Origin of the sequence: Escherichia sp. MOD1-EC6842 (assembly GCF_002965705.1) — a bacterium.
GTDB lineage: Bacteria > Pseudomonadota > Gammaproteobacteria > Enterobacterales > Enterobacteriaceae > Escherichia > Escherichia ruysiae.
In genome coordinates, this window is record NZ_PTRF01000009.1 from 108,967 (window position 1) to 132,842 (window position 23,876).

Genomic DNA, 23,876 nt, shown 5'->3' on the forward strand with positions numbered 1-23,876 from the left:
GGATTATAATGAGCAACAGAGCCGTTGACCATTGACGAAGGTAACATTTTTTTAAAATAAACCTAGTTTAAGCAACAAACATGGTGAAAACAGACTATTGCATAACAAATCTCACTGTCGCTACCTGCCCCACTTCATCCATTACCAGCAATTGATAATTGCCTTTTTCCGTTAAATGCAGAGTCACACTGCGCCCACGTTCAGCTAACGGTTCGCCATTCAGAAACCACCAGCGTTCTCCGGCACCACCGCTGGATTGCACCGGCAAAGTCGCTTCCGCCGCACCAGGTAAACGCTTGATAATGGCGCCATCACGGATGCCAGTCAGTTGCAGCGGGAGTTGGGCGTCGTGACCATACGGTGGGCAAATTGTCGAGACCGCTGGCAAGCGTGCGGCACGGCGTTCCGATGCGGGCAGCCAGGGTTCCAGCGGTAGTGGCCAGACATTCATCATTTCTTGTCGCGCCTGTGGGCAATCGGCGGCGACGCGTTTGCCATTTTCATCCAGCCAGATGGGAAAGCGGATGCCATTAATCCCTTCTTGCTCTGGCAGTAACAGGGTTGGCGGCTGGCTTCCATCCAATAACCAGGTTGCCAGACGACGACGGCAATTACTGTCACCCACGGGCAAAGACTGCCCACCTGGCCAACAGATAACACCACGAGTGACGGAGTTCGGGCGCGGATCTTCCGGCAGATTTGCACTGCGTGACAGTAAGATATTATTGACCTGATTCATCAACGGTACGGCGCTGGCAAAACCAAACTGACCGACAACGGGCGTGCCATCCGGCCTGCCAGTCCATATTCCTATCACATAGCGAGCATTTACACCTATCGCCCATGCATCGCGATAGCCATAACTGGTTCCTGTTTTCCACGCCAGTGGTACAACGCGCGGCAAGGCGCCGTCCGGCAGGGGCTGCGCTTCATCAGCCATGATCCGGCGAATGATCCACGCGGCGCCCGGCGACATTAAGGGGCGTTCAAGCAGGGGATCGTCAGGCTGTAAGCGCAATTTGCCTGCCTTGCCGTGGCGAGCAAACGCGGTATACGCTGCCGCCATATCTTCCAGTTTTGCACCTGCGCCGCCGAGGATCAGCGAAAGGTTCGGCGCAGCACCGTTGGGCAGGTACAACGGCAATCCAACATTGCGTAATTTTGCCGCAAACCGTTTCGGGCCATAGGCTTCCAGCACCTGCACGGCAGGTAAGTTCAGCGATCGCACCAGCGCCTCACTCATGCTGATCGGGCCATGAAAACCGCTATCAAAGTTACCTGGTCGGTAATCACCGGTGCGCCGGGGGACGTCTTGCAACAGTGATGCCGGGTGGATCAAGCCTTCATCCAGCGCCAGTCCATAAACAAACGGTTTGAGCACCGATCCTGGCGATCGGATCGCATTGACCATATCGACATGACCAAAGCGTGAATCATCGTTGAGATCAACCGATCCCACCCAGCCGCGAACACGCATATCGGTATGATCAACCACGATCATCGCCAGTGAGCTGCGCGGTGGTAATCGTCCTTTCCAGTTTTGCGCCAGTTCTTCCAGACGTCGTTGAAGACCGGCATTCAGCGTAGTAACGATTTTGTCGCTTTTGCTTTTACCGAGCATCATGCGCGAAAACAGCGGTGCCAGTTGCGGCATTTGTCGGGGTGCCAGCCAGATGGGTTCTTCCCTTGACTCTTTTACCTGCTCACGGGACCACACACCTTGCGCAGCCATCCGTTCGAGCACTTTATTACGCGCGGCTTCGGCACGCTCCGGCCAGCGATCCGGACGAAGACGGCTGGGTGCTTGCGGCAACACAGCCAGCATCGCCGCCTCGGAATAGCTTAAATTCGCAGGCGCTTTTCCGAGGTAAGCCCAGCTTGCCGCACCTATCCCCTGCAACGTACCGCCAAACGGAGCGCGGTTAAGATACAGGGTCAGAATGTCACGTTTAGACAGATGCCATTCCAGTTGAAACGCGCGCCAGAGCTGGCGAATTTTACCGCCAAACGTTTTGGGGTGAGGATCAAGCAGACGAGCAACCTGCATAGTGAGCGTGCTCCCGCCGGAGATAACTCGACCAGAAGTCAGATCCTGCCAGGCAGCGCGCGCCACCGAGAACGGGTTTACGCCTGGATGCTTCCAGAACCAGCGATCTTCGTAATTGATCAGTGCTTCAAGGTAACGCGGAGAAACATCTTCGATAGTCACGGGATAACGCCAGATACCGTCAGCATCGGCGAAACGCCAGAGCGGCGTACCATCCTGCGCCACGACCACACGTGCGGGATTGACTTCATGCAGCGGCAGAGGCCAGAGTTTATCTGCTCCCCACGCCGCCAGAATGATAATAAAGGGCGCGGCTGCCAGCGTTATCCAGCAGCCGCGTTTACTTACCAGACGAGGCATTTACGGTCTGACAATCAACAGATCTTCAGCCGCGCCGGTCGCCCGCCATTGAGGAACATACATCGATTCCACCATCGGCTGCGGCACCTGATACGTTCCCGGCGTCACCGCCCGCGCCAGATATACCAGTGTAACCGGCTGGTATTCATCAACGGCAACCGCCGCCACAAAGCGATCATCACGAAACTCAATGTGCTTAATGCTCGCCTGCTGCATTTGATTAAGCAGGTTTTGCACTTCGCTACCACTTTGCTCCAGACTGGCGTTGCCGTTAGCCAGGTTCTGGTTTTCCAGCTCCAGACCCGCTGGCAGCAAATCAACCACCAGCGCATCTGGCACGCTGTTACTGGCTTTTACCTGCAACCAGACCAGTACCAAATCACCGCTACGTAACGAGTCCAGCGATTTGCTCTTACCGTCAGTACCAAGAATATGGCGCTCGATTTGCAGCACATTACTCGCAGGTAAAGGTGCGGATTGCGGATAACCGCTGGCATCCACACGCAGCCATAACGGCTGGTCGCCACTGTTGGTCACCTGCAAGGTGGCAAGTTGATCGCTATGCAGATTGCTGTTTTGCGCTTTCTCGCCAGTCAGCGGCTCGGCAGAGAAAGAGGTTTGCGCCTGCCATTTACCCGGTAAATCCTGTATCGAACGGGCAGCCAGGAACAACGCGTTACTTTCCTGAGTTGATAGCCAGCGTTCACCAAACACCTGCTGCGAAAGTGTATTCAGCAAGGTGTTCTGCTCATCTGGCAGCAGTTTGTTCTCTTCCAGTAAGGAGAGCATCAACGCGTTGTCGCGCAGTGGGCTACCGTAATCGCCAAGCCATATCCGCTCATCATTATTACGCGGCGTTTTCAGCGCCAGCGCAATTGCGTCTACACTCCGCGTCGCATCACCCATGGTTTTCAGCGCAATGCCAAGTTGCAGTAGCGGTAAACCAGAAGCGGCATCTGCACGACGCTCCCAGATTTCACGCAGCGCACCCAGCGGTGCCTTTTGCTGACGAGCCAGTACCAGCGCAGCGTAAGACTGTACGGCGAATTTACTGGCTTTGAGATTATCGGCATACGGGATCGACATCATGCCCGGATCTTGTAAATAGCGCAGCAGACGCTCATTCCCCCGGTTAATGGCTTCTGCCGGCACGCTGTAACCCTGCTCACCTGCGCGAACCAGGAAATCCATCACATAAGCCGTCAGCCAGTACTCTTCGTCGCTGTATTTATCCCATAGCGCAAAACCGCCATTATCGCGTTGCATTTGCAGCAAGCGGGAAATGCCAATATCAACTGCCGCACGGCGTTTATCATCACTGTCGCCTTTGATGCCCAACGCCTGTAGCTGGGCTGCATTGGTATAGAGCGACGGGAACAGACCGCTAGTGGTTTGCTCCAGACAGCCGTACGGATATGCTTTTAACTCTTTGATATAACGTGCGATGTTCAGAGGTGGCTTGCCGCTCAACAACAATTGCCCTTCCAGCGTAACAGGCGAGAAGTTTTGCAGTCCGCCAGCCGGAATCGCCCATGTTTCACCAGGCTGCAACACCGTACCATAATTGACTGTTTGTGCCGGGAATGCCGGACGGACGCCAATTTTCCACTGCTTATGCTGATCGGCAACGGTTTCTCCTGGCAAATTCAGGCCACTGATAGTCGCCTGAATTTCACCATCGCCATAACCCGGCAATGCTCGCACCGGGATAAACAGCGTGGTTCGCACGCCTGGCGCTAATTCAACAGGTGCGGGTGAATCGCTTACCAGTTCAACCAAGCCGCTGGCGGTCAGGGCAACGTTCATTTTTTGCGGTTTATCAGTAAGATTAGTGATATCCAGCGTCAGACGCGAAGTGTCGCCACTCGCCATAAAGCGCGGCATGTTCAGTTCGGCTATCACCGGTGCAGCAACAATCACTTTGCTTTCGTTGCTGCCGAAGTCATCTGCCGTCCAGGCTTGCGCCATGACGCGCAATTCACCGTTAAAATCGCCAATCGGCAGTGTAACCGTACCTTCGCCCTGTTCGTTGAGCGTTACCGGCTGTGCCTGTTGCGCGACAATATTGACGTGATTGACCGGTGGCTTACCACCACGTTTCAGTTCATCGCCATCGCCACCAAAACGCAGTGCTGCCAGGCGTCCCTGTCCTTCAATGACCTGACCGTAAATATCGTATATGTCTGCGCCATAGCGTTTCTGACCGAAGAACCCCTGCCACGGATCTGGCGTAACGTAATCAGTAATATTCAACACACCGCTATCAACGGCAGACACCAGCACATTCACCTGTTTTGGCATCTCACCATTTTTATTGCTGGCTTTGATTTTCACAGTTAATGGCTGATTGGGGCGCATTTTTGCCGGTGTTTCCAGCGCCAGATCAAGACGACGGTTTTCATCGCCAAGCGGCAAATGCAACACACCAACCGCACGTTTTGGCGTCGCGGAGCGAGATTTATCGCCAGGACGCACCACCAGCGTACTCAAATAAAGATCATGACGATTCCAGGTTTTATCGACCGGAATCGTCAGATCCAGCCCTTGTGCCGGAACATCAATCTCTTGCCACCACAGCGGCCCTTCACTGGACTCAACCATCGCGTAGCCTTTACCCGCCGTTGGCGCGGCAATATGCAACTTAATGGTATCGCCAGGGCGATAACTGGCTTTATCCAGTTTCATCGTGACGCGATCTGGACGCACCGCACCGCCACCGTCGCTGTTGTCCTGCCAGCTATAGCCAGCCCAGAAACGCACACTACTGACCGCTTCATTCGGCGCTTTGACTTCCAGACGATAAGCGCCCCACTCTACCGGAAAACTGACCTTACCGGTTTCATCCGCCTGAAGATCCAGCGTTTGTTCATTTTCGATCAGATCTTTTTGATCAAACTGAGACTGCCAGCCTTCATCTTCTGACCAGTTCCAGAAGTAATCACGGCGTTCGCGAATCAGACGCACCTGCAAGCCCGACACGGCTTTTTTCACGCCCTGCGCATCGCTATAAACGATATCAAAAGCGGCGTTGCTGCCTTCATCAACAATGGGTTGTTTTACAGTCGTGTCAGTACGGTAATTGTAAACCGATTTCGAGGCGAACTGCGGGCGGATCCCCGGCAATGCATCGGCAGGCCAAATAGCCTGTTCAGCACGGCGCGTCACCGGGCGACCACCCGATTCCAGCAAACTCCCCTGGAGAATAACCTGCAATGGGGAATGCGTTTCCTTCCACTGGCTTTCTGTAGATACTTCGCCGCGCCCTTTATCATCCAGCGTCAACTGAACTTCATCCAGCGTGCGGGAAAGGTTTTCGGCAGCGATATCGCCAAATTCGAAGCCGGGTAATGCAGAAACCGCTTCACGCAGAGGGCGCAGGAAAAGCTGCCCTTGTAATGTATTGCCGTTCGCGGGCGCACCATAAAGGTAGTAACCCACTACGGAGAATTTCACTTCATCTTTCGACGCTAACGGGGTTTTCTCGCCAGTCAGATTCAACGCCATGCGCTCTGGCATAAAATCTTCGACGTGGAAATCCCACATCCGATACTGGTTATCGCCAGTGTTAGCGCGAATATGCCACATGCCGGTTGCCGCACTGCTATCCAGTTGCCAGGTAAAGTGATAGAGGCCATTCTCCGGCTGACTAACGACACTACGCAGTACCTGCCCGTCAGGTTTAATCACGTCTAACTTGATGGGTTGATCCGGCAGAGCTTTACCGTCTGCATCACGCAGTAAGCCGTTGAGGATTACTGTTTCACCCGGGCGATAAAGATCGCGCGGGCCAAACATAAAGAACTGTTTGCTATAACCCGGTGCACCAGCAATGTTAAATTCCGCTAAGTCCAGCGCCGGAAGTTTTAAATCGAGCAGCGTTGTCTGACCGTCTTTACGCGCCAGCAGTAATGCCGCGTTTTTATCGTTTTCCAGCTGTACATGACCCTGTGCATTACTGGTCGCCTGAGTCAGAATCTGCCCTTTCTCATTTAATAAAGAGACTTCTATTCCTTGCTGGGCCGCGCCGTTTTCCAGACTTTGGGTAAAGATATCCAGACGATTGTGATAACGGTGAGCTGAAATGCCGATATCACTTAACGTAAACAGCGTCGCGGGATTACTGTAATCGTAACGTCCAGCCTGATTCATCACAGCAAGATACACGCCCGCCTGCTGAAGCGGTTTGATATCGCCCAGCGGCAGCAATAATTTTTCACGGGTGTTACGCGCAGGATTGAGATCAAACCGTCCGGTGTAGACCAGATCCGCCATCTGCAGGAGTTTGTCTGACTGCCAGTTCGCCAGCGAATTGCGGTATTCCCATTGGCTAATGAATGCTGGTAGAGATTCTGGCTTAACGCGGAAGAAGTTAACATCGACATTATTAACGTTGAGCGCCATTACCGGCAGCCCTTCAACGACTTTTCCAGGCAGCAGTGAACCACGGCTGGCAAAACCGACGCTGGGTTGAATATCGCGGGTGGTGATCGTTTTTTCGTAATCTTTACTGAAGGTTGCGTTATTGAGCGCCTTCATTTCCTGCCCAATAGTCACGATCAAATCACGTTTAGGTTCGAGGTGGCGTAAACGCAGCTCTTTAAGATTATCTGACAGCTCCCAGGCACCATCCACTTTACCGCTCTTTTTATCGACGACATGAACAACACGCGAGAAATCCTGATCCGGGTCGAGGGGGATAGAGAAAGTCAGCACCAGCGTGGCTGCACCATCGAGTTGAACCTCAGAGAGATCAAGCAATGTCAGTGTCTTACCGGCACTCTGTTGTGCCAGCTTTTGCCTCTCCGGTGCAGAGAGTTTTGCAGAACTCGCGTTTTCCGAAGATGTACCTTTAGCAGCTTCAGAAGGGGTATCTTTTTTCACCGCTGTTGGCGCGTTATCGTTGTTGTCGCACCCTGCCAGCGCCAGCATTAACATGCAGGCGGCTATGCGTAACTTTTTCATTTATCATCCCTGCCACAATGGCCCGTTAGCAACGTCGAATAATTATTATGCGTGAGAATTAGCGTTATGTAATTCAGTATCACGTCCACAGAATCTGAATTTTGGTGATAAATGTGGCTCAGGCAGCCAAATCAGCCTCTTTTGCTTGTCGCTTTTCACTAAACGTCCGACAATTTAGCCTACCCCGGCAAAAATGGAGATGCCTATGTCCACGACATGGTTTGTAGGAGCCGACTGGCTCGCCGAACATATTGATGATCCTGAAATTCAGATTATTGATGCCCGCATGGCACCGCCCGGACAGGAAGATCGTAACGTTGCCCAGGAGTATCTCAATGGGCATATCCCCGGCGCAGTATTTTTCGATATCGAAGCTCTTTCCGATCACACCTCCCCGTTTCCGCACATGCTGCCGCGCCCGGAAACGTTCGCCGTAGCGATGCGTGAGTTAGGTGTTAATCAGGACAAACATCTGATTGTCTATGACGAAGGTAATCTTTTCTCAGCCCCGCGAGCATGGTGGATGCTGCGCACCTTTGGCGTGGAGAAAGTGTCGATTCTTGGTGGTGGACTGGCGGGCTGGCAGCGTGATGACCTGCTGTTAGAAGAAGGCGAAGTAGAACTGCCAGAAGGAGAGTTTAACACCGCCTTTAACCCGGAAGCCGTGGTGAAAGTAACCGATGTATTGCTGGCAAGCCATGAAAAAACGGCACAAATTATTGATGCCCGTCCAGCTGCGCGTTTTAACGCTGAAATTGATGAACCTCGCCCTGGTTTACGTCGCGGGCATATTCCTGGTGCGCTAAATGTTCCCTGGACGGATCTGGTGCGTGAAGGTGAACTGAAGACGACAGATGAACTCGATGCGATATTTTTTGGTTACGGTATCAGCTATGACAAACCGATTATTGTCAGCTGCGGCTCTGGTGTAACGGCCGCCGTTGTGTTGCTGGCACTTGCTACGCTGGATGTGCCAAACGTGAAACTGTACGACGGCGCATGGAGTGAATGGGGCGCGCGAGCAGATTTACCAGTAGAACCAGTGAAATAAGCTTTTTACAGGCAACAAAAAACCGCCGAATTTGGCGGTTTTTTGTTGCTGGTCTGGTTCGCGGCCTTTCCAGCAGGTTGACTTGTGTTGCCGGAGCAACGCAGGCACCCCACAGTGCTTGCTATCGCGGCAATATCGCCAGTGGTGCTGTCGTGATGCGGTCTTCGCATGGACCGCACAATGAAGATACGGTGCTTTTGTATCGTACTTATTGTTTCTGGTGCGCTGTTTTCCGAAGTAAATAATAACCGGAGTCTCTCTGGTAATAATTTACTGGTGGCTAACATCCTTCAGAGCAGCAAGTAAGCCCGAATGCCGCCCTTTTGGGCGGCATATTTTAGATTATCCGATTCTGTTTAAAATCACGCAGAAATCCACCCCAGCGACGTTCATAGAATGGCGCAATATGTTCGGTAATAAAGTGGCTAATTCCTTTTTCCCCTTTTTTCACCTGGCAAATATCAATAGGTTCATCGCCAGGTAATGTATCGGTCGCTACACTTCCCGCCGCCTGAATAATTTCTTCGATATCACCATCGGCTTCAATGCCAATAAGCAAATTAGGCTGTGCCTCTTCGCTCTCTTTAATTGAACAAATGAAAGCGCGCTTCACCGGCTTAATGGTTTTAAATAAGGTAGTGAGTGAATCAATCATTTGTGCTGGCGGCTCTGCGACTTCCGATAATATCAGCGATTCACCACCTTCCAGTACTTCCTGACTGCTCAGCGGATTCCCTTCTTCACCGATCAACAAACTGATTTCACGCGGCATAAATTCTTTACCGGTAGGCAGTTTGGCATTGAGAAAGAGCGTTTCACCAAGGGTCATCTCAAACAGCGTGCGAACGGGCATTACGACAAATGCCTGTTCGCCGTCAACCGCCTGTTGAAGTGCTTCTAACGAGGTGAAAAAAGGAATGACGCTGGTGCCGTCTTCTTTTTCCCAATGTTGTAAATCAAGCGCGCTATCTTCCACCACAGCCTCGCCCTGCGCCGCTGTACCTGGCACCCAGACGGTGGATTCCAGTAGAGTACGGAAAAAAGCCGGGCGGTGTGCCGGTTCGGTTGCTGCTTTTTCCAGCAGGTCTTCAAGTTCGTTTTTAATTTCGGACATAAGAACCACAATCATTCAACGTTCGGGGCAAAAATGCCTGATGCGCTACGCTTATCAGGCCTACAAGGCATCACAATTTATTGAATTTTCGGTATTTTGTAGGCCGGATAAGGCGTTTACGCCGCATCCGGCATAAACGATTACGCCGTTAACAGATTAGCAATCGTGCGTACACCCAGCCCTGTTGCGCCAGCAGACCACTGTTCAACCGGTGCTTTACGGTAAGTCGCCGAGCAGTCGATATGCAACCAACCTTGCTGATAGTTCTCAACAAAGTGCGACAGGAAGCCCGCCGCCGTGCTTGCACCTGCCGGATACGCCGCGCTGCCGGTATTGTTCAGTTCAGCAAAGTTTGACGGCAACTGGCTGCGGTGGAATTCTGCCAACGGCAGACGCCAGAACGGTTCGTTCTCTTGTGAGGCACTCGCCAGCAAGCGAGCGGCAAGCGCATCGTCGAAACTGAACAGCGCGTGATAATCATTACCCAGCGCGGTTTTCGCCGCTCCGGTCAGGGTCGCGGCATCAATAATCAGTTCCGGTTTCTGCGCACTGGCGTCAATCAGGCCATCTGCCAGCACCAGGCGCCCTTCCGCATCGGTGTTCATTACTTCGACTTTTTTACCGTTGCGATAGGTAATGATATCGCCCAGCTTGAACGCGTTGCCGCTGATCAGGTTATCCGCACAACAGAGGAACAGTTTCACACGCTTGTTCAGACCACGCGTAATGGCAAATGCCAGTGCCCCAGAAACCGTTGCCGCACCGCCCATGTCTGACTTCATTGAGTCCATAAACGCGGTTTGTTTGATGCTGTAGCCACCGGAATCAAAGGTGATGCCCTTGCCTACCAGGCACGCGTACACCGGCGCTTCTTTATCGCCAGTCGGGTTGTAATCCAGCGCCAGCAATACCGGCGAACGTTCTGAACCGCGTCCGACGGTGTGCAGCCCCATATAGCCTTGTTCGCGTAGATCTTCGCCTTTGGTGATCCGATAAGTCACACGATCGCCTGCGACGTTGCTGATCAGATCAACAGCACGCTGTGCCAGTTGTGATGGCCCCAGTTCTTCCGCCGGTGCGTTGATGGTGTCACGCACCCAATCGATGATCATCAGGCGGTTATCCAGTTCCTGGCGTTGGGCATCGTCCAGATCCGGCCACTCTACTTTACGCGTGCCTTTCGGAGCTTTGTAACCTTGCCAGAATGCCCAACAACGATCCGCATCCCAGCCTTCACCGCTTAGCTGAACATGTTTGATGCCCAGACCGTCAATTTTGCGCGCTGCACGTTGGATAAGGCCCGGATCGTCAGCCCCGTTCAAATGCAGGGTAATGCCATCATTATTAATGCTGTAAGTCGCTTTTTCTCCCCAGCGCGCGTCGGCAGGTTGGGTAGAGAGGGTAATTTTCATCGCTTCTGTCATTTTAGTTATCCTTATTTGTTTAACAGCAAAACGGGCTACCCCAGGCAGCCCGTTTATTCACTCAGCTTCGTCCAGCCAGACTAACAAAATCGCTTCGAGGATTTTCTCGTTAGATGCCTGCGGGTCGTCGTCGAAATCTTCCAGCTCGCAAATCCACTGATGCATATCGGTGAATCGAACCGTTTTCGGGTCGAGATCGGGATACGCATCGTACAGTGCTTCGCCAATTTCGCGGCTATCGGTCCACTTAAGTCCCATACTAACCTCTGTTAATGCTCACGCGCATGGTTGATAGTGTAACGCGGAATTTCGACCACTAAATCTTCGTCAGTGACACGCGCCTGGCAGCTTAAACGGCTTTCCGGCTCCAGTCCCCAGGCTTTGTCCAGCATGTCGTCTTCCTGCTCAGAACTTTCCGGCAGCGAGTCAAAACCTTCACGAACGATGCAGTGGCAGGTGGTGCAAGCGCAGGATTTTTCACAGGCGTGTTCAATCTCGATACCGTTACGCAACGCAGCATCAAGAATAGTTTCACCGCTATTCGCTTCCAGAACAGCGCCATCAGGGCAGAGATCCTGATGAGGCAAAATAACAATCTTTGGCATATTAAACCTCGTCCACGGAATGGCCTTTCAGCGCACGACGAACCGACTGGTCCATGCGGCGAGCGGCGAAATCCTGGGTTTGTTTGTCTACGTTTTTAATCGCTTGTTCGATGGCGTCAACGTCATCGCCCTGCGCCACTTCACTCAGGTGAGCGGCAGCATCGTCAATGACCTGACGCTCTGCGGCGCTTAACAGCGCGGCATCAGCAGCCAGCGCGCCGTTCAGGCTTTCCAGCACGCGCGCCGCTTCGACTTTTTGTTCTGCCAGCATACGGGCCTTTACGTCCTGCTCGGCATAGCTCATTGAGTCTTTGATCATCGAGGCGATTTCACTGTCGGTCAGACCATAAGACGGTTTGACCTGAATAGACGCCTCAACGCCGGTCGATTTCTCCATCGCCGTCACGCTTAAAAGACCGTCGGCATCGACCTGGAAAGTCACGCGAATATGCGCGCCGCCAGCCGGTAACGCCGGGATACCACGCAGCGCAAAACGCGCCAGTGAACGGCAGTCCTGCACCAGTTCACGCTCACCCTGCATCACATGGATAGACATCGCGGTCTGGCCATCTTTAAAGGTGGTGAAATCCTGTGCGCGAGCCACCGGAATAGTGGTATTACGCGGGATCACTTTCTCCACCAGGCCGCCCATGGTTTCAAGCCCCAGCGACAGTGGAATTACGTCGAGCAGCAGCATTTCGCTATCCGGCTTGTTACCCACCAGAATATCCGCCTGAATCGCCGCACCAATGGCGACGACTTTATCCGGATCGATGGAAGTCAGCGGCGGACGACCGAAAAATTCGCCTACCCGTTCACGCACCAGCGGCACGCGAGTAGAACCGCCAACCATCACCACTTCCAGCACTTCATCAGCTTCAACACCTGCATCTTTCAGTGCCCGACGACAGGCCAACAAGGTACGTTTTACCAGCGGTGCGATCAGTTCGTTGAATTGTTCACGGCTGATTTCGCCCTGCCAGCCCGCGACGTTAACGGTCACAGAGTCCGCATCGCTCAGCGCGATTTTGGCTGCAATGGCGGCATCCAGCAGTTCACGCTGAACGCGGTTATCGCTACGATCAGGAATGCCCGCTTGCTCGCGAATGTAATCCGCCAGCAGATGGTCGAAATCATCGCCGCCGAGCGCGGAATCACCGCCGGTCGCCAGCACTTCAAACACGCCGCGACTTAAGCGCAGAATGGAAATATCAAACGTCCCGCCGCCAAGGTCATAAACGGCGATCACGCCTTCCTGACCGGAATCCAGCCCGTAGGCGATAGCCGCAGCGGTCGGTTCGTTAAGTAAGCGCAGAACATGCAACCCTGCCAGACGCGCCGCGTCTTTGGTGCCCTGACGCTGGGCATCGTCAAAGTACGCCGGAACGGTGATAACTACACCGTCCAGCTCGCCTGCCAGGGCTTCAGTTGCCCGCGCCGCCAGTGCTTTGAGGATGTCCGCAGAAACGCGCACCGGGTTCAGCAGCCCCGCCGCCGTTTCAATCATCGGCAGGCCGTTTTCGCTGGCCTGGAATTGATAAGGCAGATGTGGATAGCGTTGCTGGATATCAGCCAGCGAGCGCCCCATCAGGCGTTTAACAGAACTAATGGTGTTGGCGGTGTCACACGCTGCGTTAGTACGCGCGTCATAACCCACCGAATGCCCTTGCTGTTGATAGTGAACAACAGACGGCAGCAGGTGACGGCCTTCATGGTCGGCTAACGTTTCGGCCTGACCGCTGCGTACTGTCGCCACCAGCGAGTTGGTTGTGCCCAGGTCGATACCAGCCGCCAGACGACGCTGATGCGGCGCAGCACTCAAACCAGGTTCACTAATTTGTAATAAGGCCATGTTTAGCTTCCAGAAATTAAAAATCGAGCAGTTTTTCTTCGAGTTGTTCGGCACTGCTTCGCAGTTTATCGAGAAAACGCAGCTTACGCACGGTATCCGCCGCCGCGTCCCACGTCTCGTTGTCTAACTGTTCAACCATCAACTGATGGCGCGTATCAAACATCTTTTTAACGCGTTTGATAAAGCTTTCCAGCCGCGCTTCGTCTTTCGCCTGTTCGATCTCGTCCAGTTCTTCACGCAGTTCCAACTGTTCCATCAGGAACGCGGTGTCGCGCACAGTATGCTGCTCGCTGGCGAGATCAAAACCGTGCAATGAAAGCAGGTATTCTGCCCGCATCAATGGATGACGCAGCGTTTGCCATGCCTGGTTAATGGTTGCGGATTGCTGTACGGCGGCGAGTTGTTCCGCCTGGCTTCCGCTGGCGAATTTATCAGGATGATACTGACGTTGTAGATCCTGAAAACGCAGGCTCAGTGCCTGGGTATCGAGTTGATAACGGGCAGGCAAGCCAAAGAGGGTGAAGTAATCCATAACATTCTCAGGGCTGCGATCCGCCGCGATGGCGGCGAATCAGGTAAAACAAACCCCACGCGCAGGCGACCACGGTGGGGTTATCGGTATGCGCATCAGACGTGGAAGCTTTCGCCGCAACCACATTCATCTTTTACGTTCGGGTTGGTGAATTTAAACCCTTCGTTCAGGCCTTCTTTTACGAAGTCCAGTTGCGTACCGTCCAGAAATTGCAGGCTTTTGCCATCGACCACAACTTTCACGCCTTTGTCTTCAAACACGATGTCTTCCGGCGTCGGTTCGTCAACAAATTCCAGTACATAAGCCATACCTGAACACCCGGAGGTTCTCACGCCCAGACGCAGGCCAAACCCTTTACCACGGTTAGCCAGAAAGGTATTTACTCGCGCTGCTGCACTGTCGCTCAGTGTAATCGACATAACCAAACCTCAACTCTTATTTTGCTTCACGTTTGCTTTTATAGTCCGCAATGGCGGCTTTGATCGCGTCTTCTGCCAGAATAGAACAGTGAATTTTCACCGGCGGCAGTTCAAGTTCTTCAGCAATATCGGTGTTTTTGATCGCCTGTGCTTCGTCGAGAGACTTCCCTTTCACCCATTCGGTGACCAGGGAGCTGGAAGCGATAGCGGAACCGCAGCCATAAGTTTTAAAACGCGCGTCCTCAATGATACCTTCATCGTTGACTTTAATCTGCAACTTCATCACGTCGCCACAGGCCGGTGCACCCACCATGCCGCTGCCCACGTTCTCGTCGTTGTTGTCAAAGGAACCCACGTTACGCGGATTCTCGTAATGGTCGATAACTTTTTCGCTGTAAGCCATTATAAATTCTCCTGATTCCGATACCGATTAATGATGAGCCCATTCGATGCTGTTCAGATCCACGCCCTGCTTGTACATTTCCCACAGCGGAGAAAGGTCACGCAGACGACCGATGGATTTACGAACTAACTCGATGGTGTAGTCGATCTCTTCTTCAGTAGTAAAACGACCTAAAGAGAAACGGATAGAGCTATGTGCCAGCTCGTCGTTCAGCCCCAGCGCGCGCAGCACGTAGGACGGTTCGAGGCTTGCCGACGTACAGGCGGACCCTGAAGAAACCGCGAGGTCTTTCAGCGCCATAATCAGCGACTCACCTTCAACGTAGTTAAAGCTGACATTGAGAATGTTCGGCGCGCCGTGTTCCAGGTCACCGTTCAGGTAAACTTCTTCGATATCTTTGATGCCGTTCCACAGACGGTTACGCAGACCGCGCAGACGTTCCATCTCGGTCGCCATCTCTTCTTTTGCGATGCGATAGGCTTCGCCCATACCGACGATCTGATGAACAGGCAGTGTACCGGAACGCATACCACGCTCGTGACCACCGCCGTGCATTTGCGCTTCGATGCGTACACGCGGTTTACGACGCACATACAGCGCACCGATACCTTTCGGGCCGTAGATTTTGTGGCCGGAGAAAGACATCAGGTCAACTTTCAACTGGCTCAGATCGATAGGCAGTTTACCTACGCTCTGGGTTGCATCAACGTGATAGATAATGCCACGAGCACGGCACATTTCGCCGATAGCCGCGATATCCTGCACCACGCCGATTTCGTTATTTACGTGCATGATGGAAACGAGAATAGTGTCGTCACGCATCGCCGCTTCGAGTTCTTTCAGGTCGATAATGCCGTTACGCTGCGGTGCCAGGTAGGTGACTTCGAAACCTTCGCGCTCCAGCTGACGGCAGGTATCCAGTACCGCTTTATGTTCGGTTTTGCTGGTGATGATGTGCTTGCCTTTTTTCTGATAAAAGTTGGCTGCACCTTTGATCGCCAGGTTGTCAGATTCGGTTGCACCAGAGGTAAAGACGATTTCACGCGGGTCAGCGCCGACCAGATCGGCAATCTGATTACGGGCGATATCTACGGCTTCTTCAGCCTGCCAGCCGAAACGGTGAGAACGGGAGGCCGGGTTACCAAAGGTTCCGTCCATCGTCATAAACTGCATCATTTTCTCGGCAACACGCGGATCCACCGGCGTGGTTGCGGAGTAGTCGAGATAAATCGGTAATTTCATTGCTCTATAAACTCCGTACATCACTCAATGCAAGGAATCAGGCTACCGGCTGGATGTACGACCGTGTTTACGGAGCGCGATACGCCCCGGCCTGATTCTAATATCTTGTTATCTTTAACCTAACTGTTTCGGGTTTCAGCAAGTTGACAAACTTACGAATCTCCGGGAGCTTACATAAGTAAGTGACCGGAGTGAGTATGTGCAGTCAACGCAGATGCAACACGAAACAGGACGGTTAAATTAAGCGCGTAACTTAACGTCGATCGCGTCTTGTGTGCGGCTGCGTGGCGCGTCGTGAGTATGCTGACGACCAGACACATCCAGCACTTCCTGGTTATTAACCAGTTCGCCTAAAGTAATGTTGTTGAGAAAACCGGTGAGACGGTCGCTCAAATCACGCCACAGCGCGTGGGTCAGGCATTTATCGCCGCCCTGGCAGCCGCCTTTACCCTGACAACGGGTAGCATCTACAGATTCGTCAACGGCGCTAATCACTTCGCCAACGGCGATGCTGCTGGCATCTTTGCCTAACAGATAACCACCGCCTGGTCCACGTACGCTGGAAACCAGACCATTTTTACGCAGACGGGAAAACAGTTGTTCCAGATAAGAAAGGGAAATTCCCTGACGTTCGGAAATATCAGCCAACGGTACCGGGCCTGCTTCGGAGTTGAGCGCAACGTCCAGCATTGCGGTCACAGCATAGCGCCCTTTAGATGTCAGTCTCATGTCTTACTTCACCTCAAACTCGCCCCTGCCCGGGGTTTTTTATTGTAAAAGTGGGGGTATTGCATAGCAGGGTCAAGTCTGACATTCCCGAGTAATTTGGTCAACTATTTACTTGACTGATTTAGTCAGGTATTTAACCTTCAGTGCCATTTTACTATCGCGGTATTTGTACCCATTGTCGGATGCGGCGTGAACGCCTTATCCGACCTACGGTTCTGTACACTTCCAGGACTGATAAGACGCGTTAAACGTCGCATCAGGCGACGGCTGTTATTCGGCCTTGTTACCTTTATTCTGCTGCTCAATAGAAGCCAGAATCCCGCGCAGGATATTCAACTCCTGACTCTCCGGGCGCGCACGGGTAAACAGACGGCGCAGCTTATTCATCACCTGTCCCGGATGGTTTTCACGGATAAAACCAGTTGCCAACAGCGTTTGTTCCAGATGACCATAAAAACGCTCCAGATCATCGACCAGCGGATACGGCGTCTCTTCATGCTCAACTTGCTCACCGTTTTCCTGAGTCGCCAGCCAGGCCATACGCACTTCATAGGCGATAACCTGAACCGCCATCGCCAGGTTCAGCGAACTGTATTCCGGGTTCGCGGCAATGGCGACATGATAATGGCATTTCTGCAACTCTTCATTGGTCAAACCGACACGCTCGCGACCAAAAACCAGCGCCACCGGCGTATTTGCCGCTTCAGCGACGCTTTTCAGACCACATTCGCGCGGGTCGAGCATCGGCCACGGCAGCGTGCGGGAACGTGCGCTGGTGCCAACCACCAGGCTACAACCGGCTAACGCTTCGTCGAGCGTATCGACGATGTGAGCATTACCAATCACATCACTGGCACCCGCTGCCAGCGCGATGGCCTGAGAGTCAGGTTTCACCAGTGGATTAACCAACCACAGATTGGTTAATCCCATTGTTTTCATGGCACGGGCAACGGAACCCATATTGCCGGTGTGTGACGTCTCCACCAGCACAATTCGAATATTTTGCAGCATTGTCTTTCTTCGTCTAAAGATTATTTGCGCATCTTATCATAAAACGAAGACAGATGCCGATCTCGCTGCTATACTCTGCGCCGTTTTCCCGTTCTTTAACATCCAGTGAGAGAGACCGATGCATCCGATGCTGAACATCGCCGTGCGCGCAGCGCGCAAGGCGGGTAATTTAATTGCCAAAAACTATGAAACCCCGGACGCTGTAGAAGCGAGCCAGAAAGGCAGTAACGATTTCGTGACCAACGTAGATAAAGCTGCCGAAGCGGTGATTATCGACACGATTCGTAAATCTTACCCACAGCACACCATCATCACCGAAGAAAGCGGTGAACTTGAGGGTACTGATCAGGATGTTCAATGGGTTATCGATCCACTGGATGGCACCACCAACTTTATCAAACGTCTGCCGCACTTCGCGGTATCTATCGCTGTTCGTATCAAAGGCCGCACCGAAGTTGCTGTGGTTTATGATCCTATGCGTAACGAACTGTTCACCGCGACTCGCGGTCAGGGCGCACAGTTAAACGGCTATCGTCTGCGCGGCAGCACCGCTCGCGATCTCGACGGTACTATTCTGGCAACCGGCTTCCCTTTCAAAGCGAAACAGTACGCAACCACCTACATCAATATCGTTGGCAAACTGTTTAGCGAATGCGCTGACTTCCGTCGTACCGGTTCTGCGGCGCTGGATCTGGCTTACGTAGCCGCTGGTCGCGTTGACGGTTTCTTCGAAATTGGTCTGCGCCCGTGGGACTTCGCCGCAGGCGAACTGCTGGTTCGTGAAGCAGGCGGGATCGTTAGCGATTTCACCGGTGGTCATAACTACATGCTGACCGGTAACATCGTTGCAGGTAACCCGCGCGTAGTAAAAGCCATGCTGTCAAATATGCGTGACGAGTTAAGCGACGCTCTGAAGCGTTAATGACTCTGGCGGGTGGTATCACTCACCCGCCCTCGCCTTTCAGGCGCTATTCCGAAATACTTCCTCACCACTTTACTTTCTTTCGCCACTCTCCCACCATCTTCCGCCGATTAATGGATTATAAAGAAGTCGCAAGGAAAGGTTATGGCACTGCCCGTGAACAAACGCGTTCTCAAAATTCTGTTTATCCTCTTTGTTGTTGCCTTCTGTATTTATTTAGTACCACGCGTAGCCATCAACTTCTTCTATTATCCTGACGACAAAATTTACGGCCCTGAACCCTGGTCTGCAGAATCCGTCGAATTTACGGCTAAGGACGGTACTCGTCTGCAAGGCTGGTTTATCCCCTCTTCGACGGGTTCCGCTGACAACGCCATCGCAACCATCATTCATGCTCACGGCAATGCCGGAAACATGTCCGCCCACTGGCCGCTGGTCAGTTGGTTACCCGAGCGCAATTTCAATGTTTTTATGTTTGACTATCGCGGGTTTGGTAAATCAAAAGGCACGCCGTCCCAGGCTGGATTACTGGACGATACGCTAAGCGCCATCAGCGTGGTGCGCCATCGCAGTGATGTAAACCCACAACGGCTGGTGCTGTTCGGGCAGAGTATTGGCGGGGCAAATATTCTGGATGTTATTGGTCAGGGAGAACGTGAGGGCATACGTGCGGTGATCCTCGACTCCACGTTTGCCTCTTATTCGACCATCGCCAACCAAATGATCCCTGGCAGTGGCTATTTACTTGATGAGAGTTATAGCGGCGAAAATTACATCGCCAGCGTCAGCCCGATCCCGCTTTTACTGATTCACGGTAAAGCCGATCATGTTATCCCGTGGCAGCACAGTGAAAAATTGTATGGCCTGGCGAAAGAGCCAAAACGCCTGATTCTAATCCCTGACGGCGAACACATTGATGCCTTTTCGGAACGTCATGGTGATGTTTACCGCGAGCAGATGGTGGATTTTATTCTCAGTGCATTGAATCCCGGGAATTCCCACTAAGAATAAAACAGCAATAAATCACATTAACACATGGTATTAAACTGATCATATCGGTTTAAATCGATAAAAATTCTGTGATGTCTGCCAGCATTTCTGATAATTAGCATTCCATTCACCATTTCCCTAAGCAAACTTTAGCTATTCTTATCAATTATGCTTATGGGAGATCTACAGATGATGCCTACACTTGCTCCACCATCTGTCCTTTCTGCTCCCCAGCGCCGCTGCCAGATCTTGCTGACACTATTTCAGCCGTGGTTGACCGCCACCACGGCCACTCTCAGCGAGCTTAATGGTGTGGATGATAATATTGCGGTTCGCGATATCAGCGAAACAGGACGGGAAATCCTCCGCTATCACCAGCTCACGCTCACCACTGGCTATGACGGTAGCTACCGGGTCGAAGGTACAGTACTTAACCAACGTTTATGTTTATTTCACTGGCTACGACGCGGTTTCCGTTTATGTCCATCATTCATCACTAACCGTTTCACTCCGGCCTTAAAGGAAGAACTGAAGCGCCGTGGGATTGCTCGTAACTTTTACGACGATACCAACCTGCAAGCTTTAGTTAATCTCTGTGCACGACGGTTGCAAAAATGCTTTGAAGCACGTGATGTTCATTTTCTGTGCCTGTATCTGCAATATTGCCTGCTACAACATCACGCCGGGATCTCGCCACATTTTAACCCGCTGCAACGTCGATGGGCTGAGTCCTGTCTTGAGTTTCAGGTAGCACAGGAAATTGGTCGCCACTGGCAACGCCGGGCACGCCAGCCTGTTCCACCAGATGAACCGTTGTTTATGGCGTTGCTCTTTTCCATGTTGCAAGTTCCCAACCCGCTGCAGGATGCTCATCAGCGCGATCGGCAATTACGTCTGGCCATTGTTCGTTTGGTACAACGTTTTCGTGAGCAGGGAAATGTTCGTTTCTATGATGAACAGGGGTTATGCGATCAGCTTTATACTCATCTCGCTCAGGCATTACGTCGTAGTTTGTTTGCCATCGGTATTGATAACACCTTGCCAGAAGAGTTCAGCCGACTTTACCCACGCCTGGTTCGTACAACTCGCGCGGCGCTAACCGGGTTTGAAAATGAATACAATGTCCGTTTTTCCGATGAGGAAAGTGGCCTGGTAGCGGTGATTTTCGGCGCATGGCTGATGCAAGCAAATGAAATTAACGAAAAAAAGATTATTTTGTTGACGGGCAATGACAGTGAAAGAGAAGCGAATATTGAGCAGCAATTGCGCGAACTTACACTATTGCCACTCAATATTAAGCATATATCGGTGAAGACATTTTTACGAAATGGCGCCCCGAAAAATACGGTGCTGATTATTACCCCTTATACCATCCCTTTGCCGCTCTTTTCGCCGCCGCTGATTCATACGAATCAGATCCTGACCGCACACCAACAGGAGCAGATCCGTAAAATGCTGGAATAATCAGCATGAGGGAACCACTTTCGGGCGCAAAAAAATTGCCGGAAGCGCCACCAGCGCCATCACCCAAAACACGCCATGTCCGAGATATTGATACAGGAAACCGGCGAAAACGGTCATGATAGCGATACTGCCGCCCATCGCGACGGCAGAATAAACCGCCTGTAAACGGATAACCTCGCTTCCCTGACGAGCGGCAATGTAGCGCATGGCGGCCAGGTGGCACACGGTAAAGGTGCCGCAATGCAGAATTTGCACCACTATCAGCCACGGTAGCTCAGTGCTTGCCCCCATAATGCCCCAACGTACTACCCCGCAAATCGCCGAAATCAACAACATATCGCGGGCGCTACAGCGACGGAAAAGTTTGTTACTCAGCGCAAAGATAATGACTTCCGCCACCACACCAAGCGACCATAAATAGCCCACCGCCGAAGCCGAGTAACCCGCCGCCTGCCAGTATATGGCGCTAAAACCGTAATATGCTGCGTGCGCCCCCTGCAATAGACAAACGCAGGCCAGAAAGCGCCAGTTCTGGCGAACCAGCGCCAGCCAGGCCGGCCACCCCGTGCTCTCCTGCTGGCGGCTCTCCCCTTGCGGTTGAATGGTCGGGCGAATCAGAAAACCAAGTAGCATGGATGCCACGCCCAGCGTCAACATCGCGAGAATCACCCGATAATCAAACACGCTGACCAGTTTGCCCGTCAGCGCCGAACCAATGACAAACGCCACTGAGCCCCAAAGTCGCACTTTGCCGTAATCAAGCGGAAACTGCTTTTGCCAGGTATTCGCCAGCGCGTCAGTTAACGGCACCAGCGGTGAGAAAAAGAGGTTAAAACCGACCATCACAAGCATCAGCCACGCCACATGTGCGCCAGCCCAGAAGGCGACGGCGAACAGCAGTGTCAACAACGCCAGTACACGAAGTGCAGAAATCAGGCGAGAAGGATCGCTGACGCGGGGCGCGATGAGCAAACTACCGAGAAAACGGGCAACCAGCCCTGCCCCCAACAACAGGCCGATAGTTTCTGGCGTTAAGCCAATCCCCTTAAGCCAGACGCTCCAGAAAGGTAGAAAAATACCGTAGCTAAAAAAGTATGTGAAATAACCGAGCGCCAGCCAGCGCGTGGATTGCAAAACCATGAGTCCCTCCCGTCAGGAGGCGTAAGTCTGAGGTTAATCGAATGTTGTTGCAAGTTGAAAAATAAGAAAATCAGGGCCACTTCCAGTACACCATTCTGGAAAAAATTATCGTTAATACCGCTAACAAAATATCACCTACAGAAAATGCGCTGGATGCTGACCTGGATAATTACCAAATTTCTCATCTGCTGAGGCGTGGCGAGGTGCGAGTGTGTGTATTACGTTTAAATCACATTATCTTGCAAAGGGATTGGTTATGAACACACTACGTTATTTTGATTTTGGCGCCGCCCGCCCCGTTTTGTTATTAATTGCCCGTATCGCCGTCATCTTAATTTTCATTATTTTTGGTTTTCCCAAAATGATGGGCTTTGACGGTACGGTACAATATATGGCCTCGCTGGGCGCACCGATGCCGATGCTGGCAGCGATTATTGCGGTAGTTATGGAAGTGCCTGCCGCGATATTAATCGTGCTTGGCTTTTTCACCCGTCCGCTGGCGGTACTGTTTATTTTCTACACGCTGGGCACGGCGGTGATTGGTCACCATTACTGGGATATGACCGGAGATGCGGTCGGACCAAATATGATTAATTTCTGGAAGAATATCAGTATCGCTGGCGCATTCCTGCTGCTGGCAATTACCGGGCCGGGGGCGATTTCTCTCGATCGACGTTAGAAAAGATGCCGGATGCGGCGTGAACGCCTTATCCGGCATTTTATAAATTACAGCAACGCCACCCGCAACGACATCGCTGAGGTTGTCGATTCCCCCGGTGCAAGCGCAATGAGGTCACCACCGTCCTGGCGATGATGGTCATCTGGCGCATGACTCATTGGTTCCAGACAGAAGAAATCAAACGCATAACCTTTATCAAACGCCGGGTCGGAAACAAAGATGAAATAGCATGGCGCGGGTGGCGTCGTTTCCATGATGATGGCGTAACCCTCCTGCGGCTGCTCAATGCGTGCCTGACCATTCCAGCCGGCAAAACCATTGTTCACCCACTGGCGCGGCAGCGGCGCGAGCTGGTTGAAATCCAGTTCCTGCGGTAACTGCGCACAAAACTCGCCCGCCAGCCACTGTTCCCGCTCCAGCCAATAACCGCTCGCCTGTGCCTGAATCCGCGTTTGCGGCGACAACGGAAAATAAGGATGCCAGCCCGTACCAAACGGCAAAGATTCTGCCCCTTGATTGGTGACTGAGAACGTGACCGTCAGCGTATCCGCCGTCAAATGAAACGCCTGACTTGCCCGATAGTGATAAACACCACTGCGATGTTCATACACCAGGCACAAGCTATCATCACTGCGCGTTACACATTGCCACTCGCCCAGCCAGCCATCGCCGTGCAGATAGTGCGCATCCCACTCAACATTCGGTTGCAGTTGATGCTCACGCCCCTGCCAGACAAAACGGTTGCCGCTCACCCGGTTTGCAAACGGCACCAGCGGAAAACAGGAGGCATCGGTTGCCACACCGCTTTTTTTACCGGGACGTAGCAGTGGCGTCGTATCGCGCCAGAAACCTTCTATGACACCTCCCTGGTCAGAAACGTCCAGCTTTAGCGCCCCGTGAGATAAGGTATAGATGGTCATTCGCTAACTC

21 protein-coding genes are annotated in these 23,876 nt (G+C 52.5%); 6 read left to right on the forward strand and 15 right to left on the reverse strand.

The window, feature by feature from the left end; all coding sequences use genetic code 11:
- Positions 1–94 precede the first annotated feature (94 nt).
- Positions 95–2,407, reverse strand: coding sequence for a peptidoglycan glycosyltransferase PbpC (gene pbpC, locus A7Z29_RS12880; protein WP_105290334.1), 2,313 nt, complete (start codon positions 2,405–2,407; stop codon positions 95–97).
- A complete protein-coding gene (gene yfhM / locus A7Z29_RS12885) occupies positions 2,408–7,369 on the reverse strand; it encodes an alpha2-macroglobulin (RefSeq protein ID WP_105290335.1) in 4,962 nt (1,653 codons plus the stop codon).
- A gap of 205 nt (positions 7,370–7,574) precedes the next feature.
- Here yfhM and sseA point away from each other — a divergent pair, with 205 nt between their 5' ends.
- Both sseA and timP read left to right on the forward strand, forming a co-directional pair.
- Positions 7,575–8,420: a 3-mercaptopyruvate sulfurtransferase gene (gene sseA / locus A7Z29_RS12890; RefSeq protein ID WP_000108600.1), complete on the forward strand. Its 846-nt coding sequence runs from the start codon at positions 7,575–7,577 to the stop codon at positions 8,418–8,420.
- 180 nt (positions 8,421–8,600) lie between these two features.
- Complete coding sequence (gene timP / locus A7Z29_RS23750) at positions 8,601–8,726, forward strand: small toxic inner membrane protein TimP (RefSeq protein ID WP_249940739.1); 126 nt, start codon at positions 8,601–8,603, stop codon at positions 8,724–8,726.
- Positions 8,727–8,757: 31 nt separating this feature from the next.
- Here timP and sseB read toward each other — a convergent pair whose 3' ends face one another.
- The 11 genes from sseB to trmJ all read right to left on the reverse strand — a co-directional run bounded on the left by sseB (position 8,758) and on the right by trmJ (position 17,751).
- Positions 8,758–9,534 (reverse strand): enhanced serine sensitivity protein SseB, encoded by a 777-nt coding sequence (gene sseB / locus A7Z29_RS12895; protein WP_032225987.1) that lies wholly within the window; start codon positions 9,532–9,534, stop codon positions 8,758–8,760.
- Between the two features lie 140 nt (positions 9,535–9,674).
- On the reverse strand, positions 9,675–10,958 hold the full coding sequence (gene pepB / locus A7Z29_RS12900; protein ID WP_032225961.1) for an aminopeptidase PepB: 1,284 nt from the start codon (positions 10,956–10,958) through the stop codon (positions 9,675–9,677).
- Between the two features lie 57 nt (positions 10,959–11,015).
- Positions 11,016–11,216, reverse strand: coding sequence for a Fe-S cluster assembly protein IscX (iscX, locus tag A7Z29_RS12905; RefSeq protein ID WP_000523619.1), 201 nt, complete (start codon positions 11,214–11,216; stop codon positions 11,016–11,018).
- A gap of 11 nt (positions 11,217–11,227) precedes the next feature.
- On the reverse strand, positions 11,228–11,563 hold the full coding sequence (fdx, locus tag A7Z29_RS12910; protein WP_001124469.1) for an ISC system 2Fe-2S type ferredoxin: 336 nt from the start codon (positions 11,561–11,563) through the stop codon (positions 11,228–11,230).
- Between the two features lies 1 nt (position 11,564).
- On the reverse strand, positions 11,565–13,415 hold the full coding sequence (gene hscA / locus A7Z29_RS12915) for a Fe-S protein assembly chaperone HscA (protein ID WP_001196584.1): 1,851 nt from the start codon (positions 13,413–13,415) through the stop codon (positions 11,565–11,567).
- Positions 13,416–13,431: 16 nt separating this feature from the next.
- Positions 13,432–13,947 carry a co-chaperone HscB gene (hscB, locus tag A7Z29_RS12920; RefSeq protein ID WP_000384413.1) on the reverse strand — a complete coding sequence of 172 codons (516 nt, stop codon included), beginning with the start codon at positions 13,945–13,947 and terminating at the stop codon, positions 13,432–13,434.
- Between the two features lie 95 nt (positions 13,948–14,042).
- Positions 14,043–14,366, reverse strand: a complete 324-nt coding sequence (gene iscA / locus A7Z29_RS12925; protein WP_000028953.1) for an iron-sulfur cluster assembly protein IscA — start codon at positions 14,364–14,366, stop codon at positions 14,043–14,045.
- Positions 14,367–14,382: 16 nt separating this feature from the next.
- Positions 14,383–14,769: a Fe-S cluster assembly scaffold IscU gene (gene iscU, locus A7Z29_RS12930; RefSeq protein ID WP_000331707.1), complete on the reverse strand. Its 387-nt coding sequence runs from the start codon at positions 14,767–14,769 to the stop codon at positions 14,383–14,385.
- Between the two features lie 27 nt (positions 14,770–14,796).
- Positions 14,797–16,011, reverse strand: coding sequence for a cysteine desulfurase (gene iscS, locus A7Z29_RS12935; protein ID WP_001295373.1), 1,215 nt, complete (start codon positions 16,009–16,011; stop codon positions 14,797–14,799).
- A 240-nt stretch (positions 16,012–16,251) separates the two neighbouring features.
- Positions 16,252–16,740, reverse strand: a complete 489-nt coding sequence (gene iscR, locus A7Z29_RS12940; RefSeq protein WP_001241355.1) for a Fe-S cluster assembly transcriptional regulator IscR — start codon at positions 16,738–16,740, stop codon at positions 16,252–16,254.
- Between the two features lie 270 nt (positions 16,741–17,010).
- Positions 17,011–17,751, reverse strand: coding sequence for a tRNA (cytosine(32)/uridine(32)-2'-O)-methyltransferase TrmJ (trmJ, locus tag A7Z29_RS12945; protein ID WP_000940019.1), 741 nt, complete (start codon positions 17,749–17,751; stop codon positions 17,011–17,013).
- A 118-nt stretch (positions 17,752–17,869) separates the two neighbouring features.
- On the opposite strand from trmJ, the gene suhB reads away from it, so the two are divergent.
- From suhB to csiE, 3 genes are all read left to right on the forward strand, one after another.
- On the forward strand, positions 17,870–18,673 hold the full coding sequence (gene suhB, locus A7Z29_RS12950) for an inositol-1-monophosphatase (RefSeq protein ID WP_000553455.1): 804 nt from the start codon (positions 17,870–17,872) through the stop codon (positions 18,671–18,673).
- Positions 18,674–18,817: 144 nt separating this feature from the next.
- Positions 18,818–19,678, forward strand: a complete 861-nt coding sequence (locus A7Z29_RS12955; protein WP_001207720.1) for an alpha/beta hydrolase — start codon at positions 18,818–18,820, stop codon at positions 19,676–19,678.
- Between the two features lie 174 nt (positions 19,679–19,852).
- A complete protein-coding gene (gene csiE, locus A7Z29_RS12960; RefSeq protein ID WP_000983033.1) occupies positions 19,853–21,127 on the forward strand; it encodes a stationary phase inducible protein CsiE in 1,275 nt (424 codons plus the stop codon).
- On the opposite strand, the gene A7Z29_RS12965 is transcribed toward csiE, so the two are convergent.
- Positions 21,128–22,267, reverse strand: coding sequence for a 3-phenylpropionate MFS transporter (locus A7Z29_RS12965; protein ID WP_000244207.1), 1,140 nt, complete (start codon positions 22,265–22,267; stop codon positions 21,128–21,130).
- A 256-nt stretch (positions 22,268–22,523) separates the two neighbouring features.
- Here A7Z29_RS12965 and A7Z29_RS12970 point away from each other — a divergent pair, with 256 nt between their 5' ends.
- Complete coding sequence (locus tag A7Z29_RS12970; RefSeq protein ID WP_001094720.1) at positions 22,524–22,946, forward strand: DoxX family protein; 423 nt, start codon at positions 22,524–22,526, stop codon at positions 22,944–22,946.
- Between the two features lie 47 nt (positions 22,947–22,993).
- Here A7Z29_RS12970 and A7Z29_RS12975 read toward each other — a convergent pair whose 3' ends face one another.
- On the reverse strand, positions 22,994–23,866 hold the full coding sequence (locus A7Z29_RS12975; protein ID WP_105290336.1) for an aldose 1-epimerase: 873 nt from the start codon (positions 23,864–23,866) through the stop codon (positions 22,994–22,996).
- Between the last annotated feature and the right edge of the window lie 10 nt (positions 23,867–23,876).

Excerpts from the sequence above, each read along its gene's own strand:
- iscU (WP_000331707.1), bottom strand. The coding sequence starts at position 14,769 with ATGGCTTACAGCGAAAAAGTTATCGACCATTACGAGAATCCGCGTAAC.
- A7Z29_RS12965 (WP_000244207.1), bottom strand. The coding sequence starts at position 22,267 with ATGGTTTTGCAATCCACGCGCTGGCTGGCGCTCGGTTATTTCACATAC.
- timP (WP_249940739.1), top strand. The coding sequence starts at position 8,601 with ATGAAGATACGGTGCTTTTGTATCGTACTTATTGTTTCTGGTGCGCTG.
- csiE (WP_000983033.1), top strand. The coding sequence starts at position 19,853 with ATGATGCCTACACTTGCTCCACCATCTGTCCTTTCTGCTCCCCAGCGC.
- sseB (WP_032225987.1), bottom strand. The coding sequence starts at position 9,534 with ATGTCCGAAATTAAAAACGAACTTGAAGACCTGCTGGAAAAAGCAGCA.
- hscB (WP_000384413.1), bottom strand. The coding sequence starts at position 13,947 with ATGGATTACTTCACCCTCTTTGGCTTGCCTGCCCGTTATCAACTCGAT.
- hscA (WP_001196584.1), bottom strand. The coding sequence starts at position 13,415 with ATGGCCTTATTACAAATTAGTGAACCTGGTTTGAGTGCTGCGCCGCAT.
- A7Z29_RS12970 (WP_001094720.1), top strand. The coding sequence starts at position 22,524 with ATGAACACACTACGTTATTTTGATTTTGGCGCCGCCCGCCCCGTTTTG.
- yfhM (WP_105290335.1), bottom strand. The coding sequence starts at position 7,369 with ATGAAAAAGTTACGCATAGCCGCCTGCATGTTAATGCTGGCGCTGGCA.
- pepB (WP_032225961.1), bottom strand. The coding sequence starts at position 10,958 with ATGACAGAAGCGATGAAAATTACCCTCTCTACCCAACCTGCCGACGCG.
- trmJ (WP_000940019.1), bottom strand. The coding sequence starts at position 17,751 with ATGCTGCAAAATATTCGAATTGTGCTGGTGGAGACGTCACACACCGGC.
- pbpC (WP_105290334.1), bottom strand. The coding sequence starts at position 2,407 with ATGCCTCGTCTGGTAAGTAAACGCGGCTGCTGGATAACGCTGGCAGCC.
- sseA (WP_000108600.1), top strand. The coding sequence starts at position 7,575 with ATGTCCACGACATGGTTTGTAGGAGCCGACTGGCTCGCCGAACATATT.
- suhB (WP_000553455.1), top strand. The coding sequence starts at position 17,870 with ATGCATCCGATGCTGAACATCGCCGTGCGCGCAGCGCGCAAGGCGGGT.
- iscA (WP_000028953.1), bottom strand. The coding sequence starts at position 14,366 with ATGTCGATTACACTGAGCGACAGTGCAGCAGCGCGAGTAAATACCTTT.
- iscS (WP_001295373.1), bottom strand. The coding sequence starts at position 16,011 with ATGAAATTACCGATTTATCTCGACTACTCCGCAACCACGCCGGTGGAT.
- A7Z29_RS12955 (WP_001207720.1), top strand. The coding sequence starts at position 18,818 with ATGGCACTGCCCGTGAACAAACGCGTTCTCAAAATTCTGTTTATCCTC.
- iscX (WP_000523619.1), bottom strand. The coding sequence starts at position 11,216 with ATGGGACTTAAGTGGACCGATAGCCGCGAAATTGGCGAAGCACTGTAC.
- A7Z29_RS12975 (WP_105290336.1), bottom strand. The coding sequence starts at position 23,866 with ATGACCATCTATACCTTATCTCACGGGGCGCTAAAGCTGGACGTTTCT.
- fdx (WP_001124469.1), bottom strand. The coding sequence starts at position 11,563 with ATGCCAAAGATTGTTATTTTGCCTCATCAGGATCTCTGCCCTGATGGC.
- iscR (WP_001241355.1), bottom strand. The coding sequence starts at position 16,740 with ATGAGACTGACATCTAAAGGGCGCTATGCTGTGACCGCAATGCTGGAC.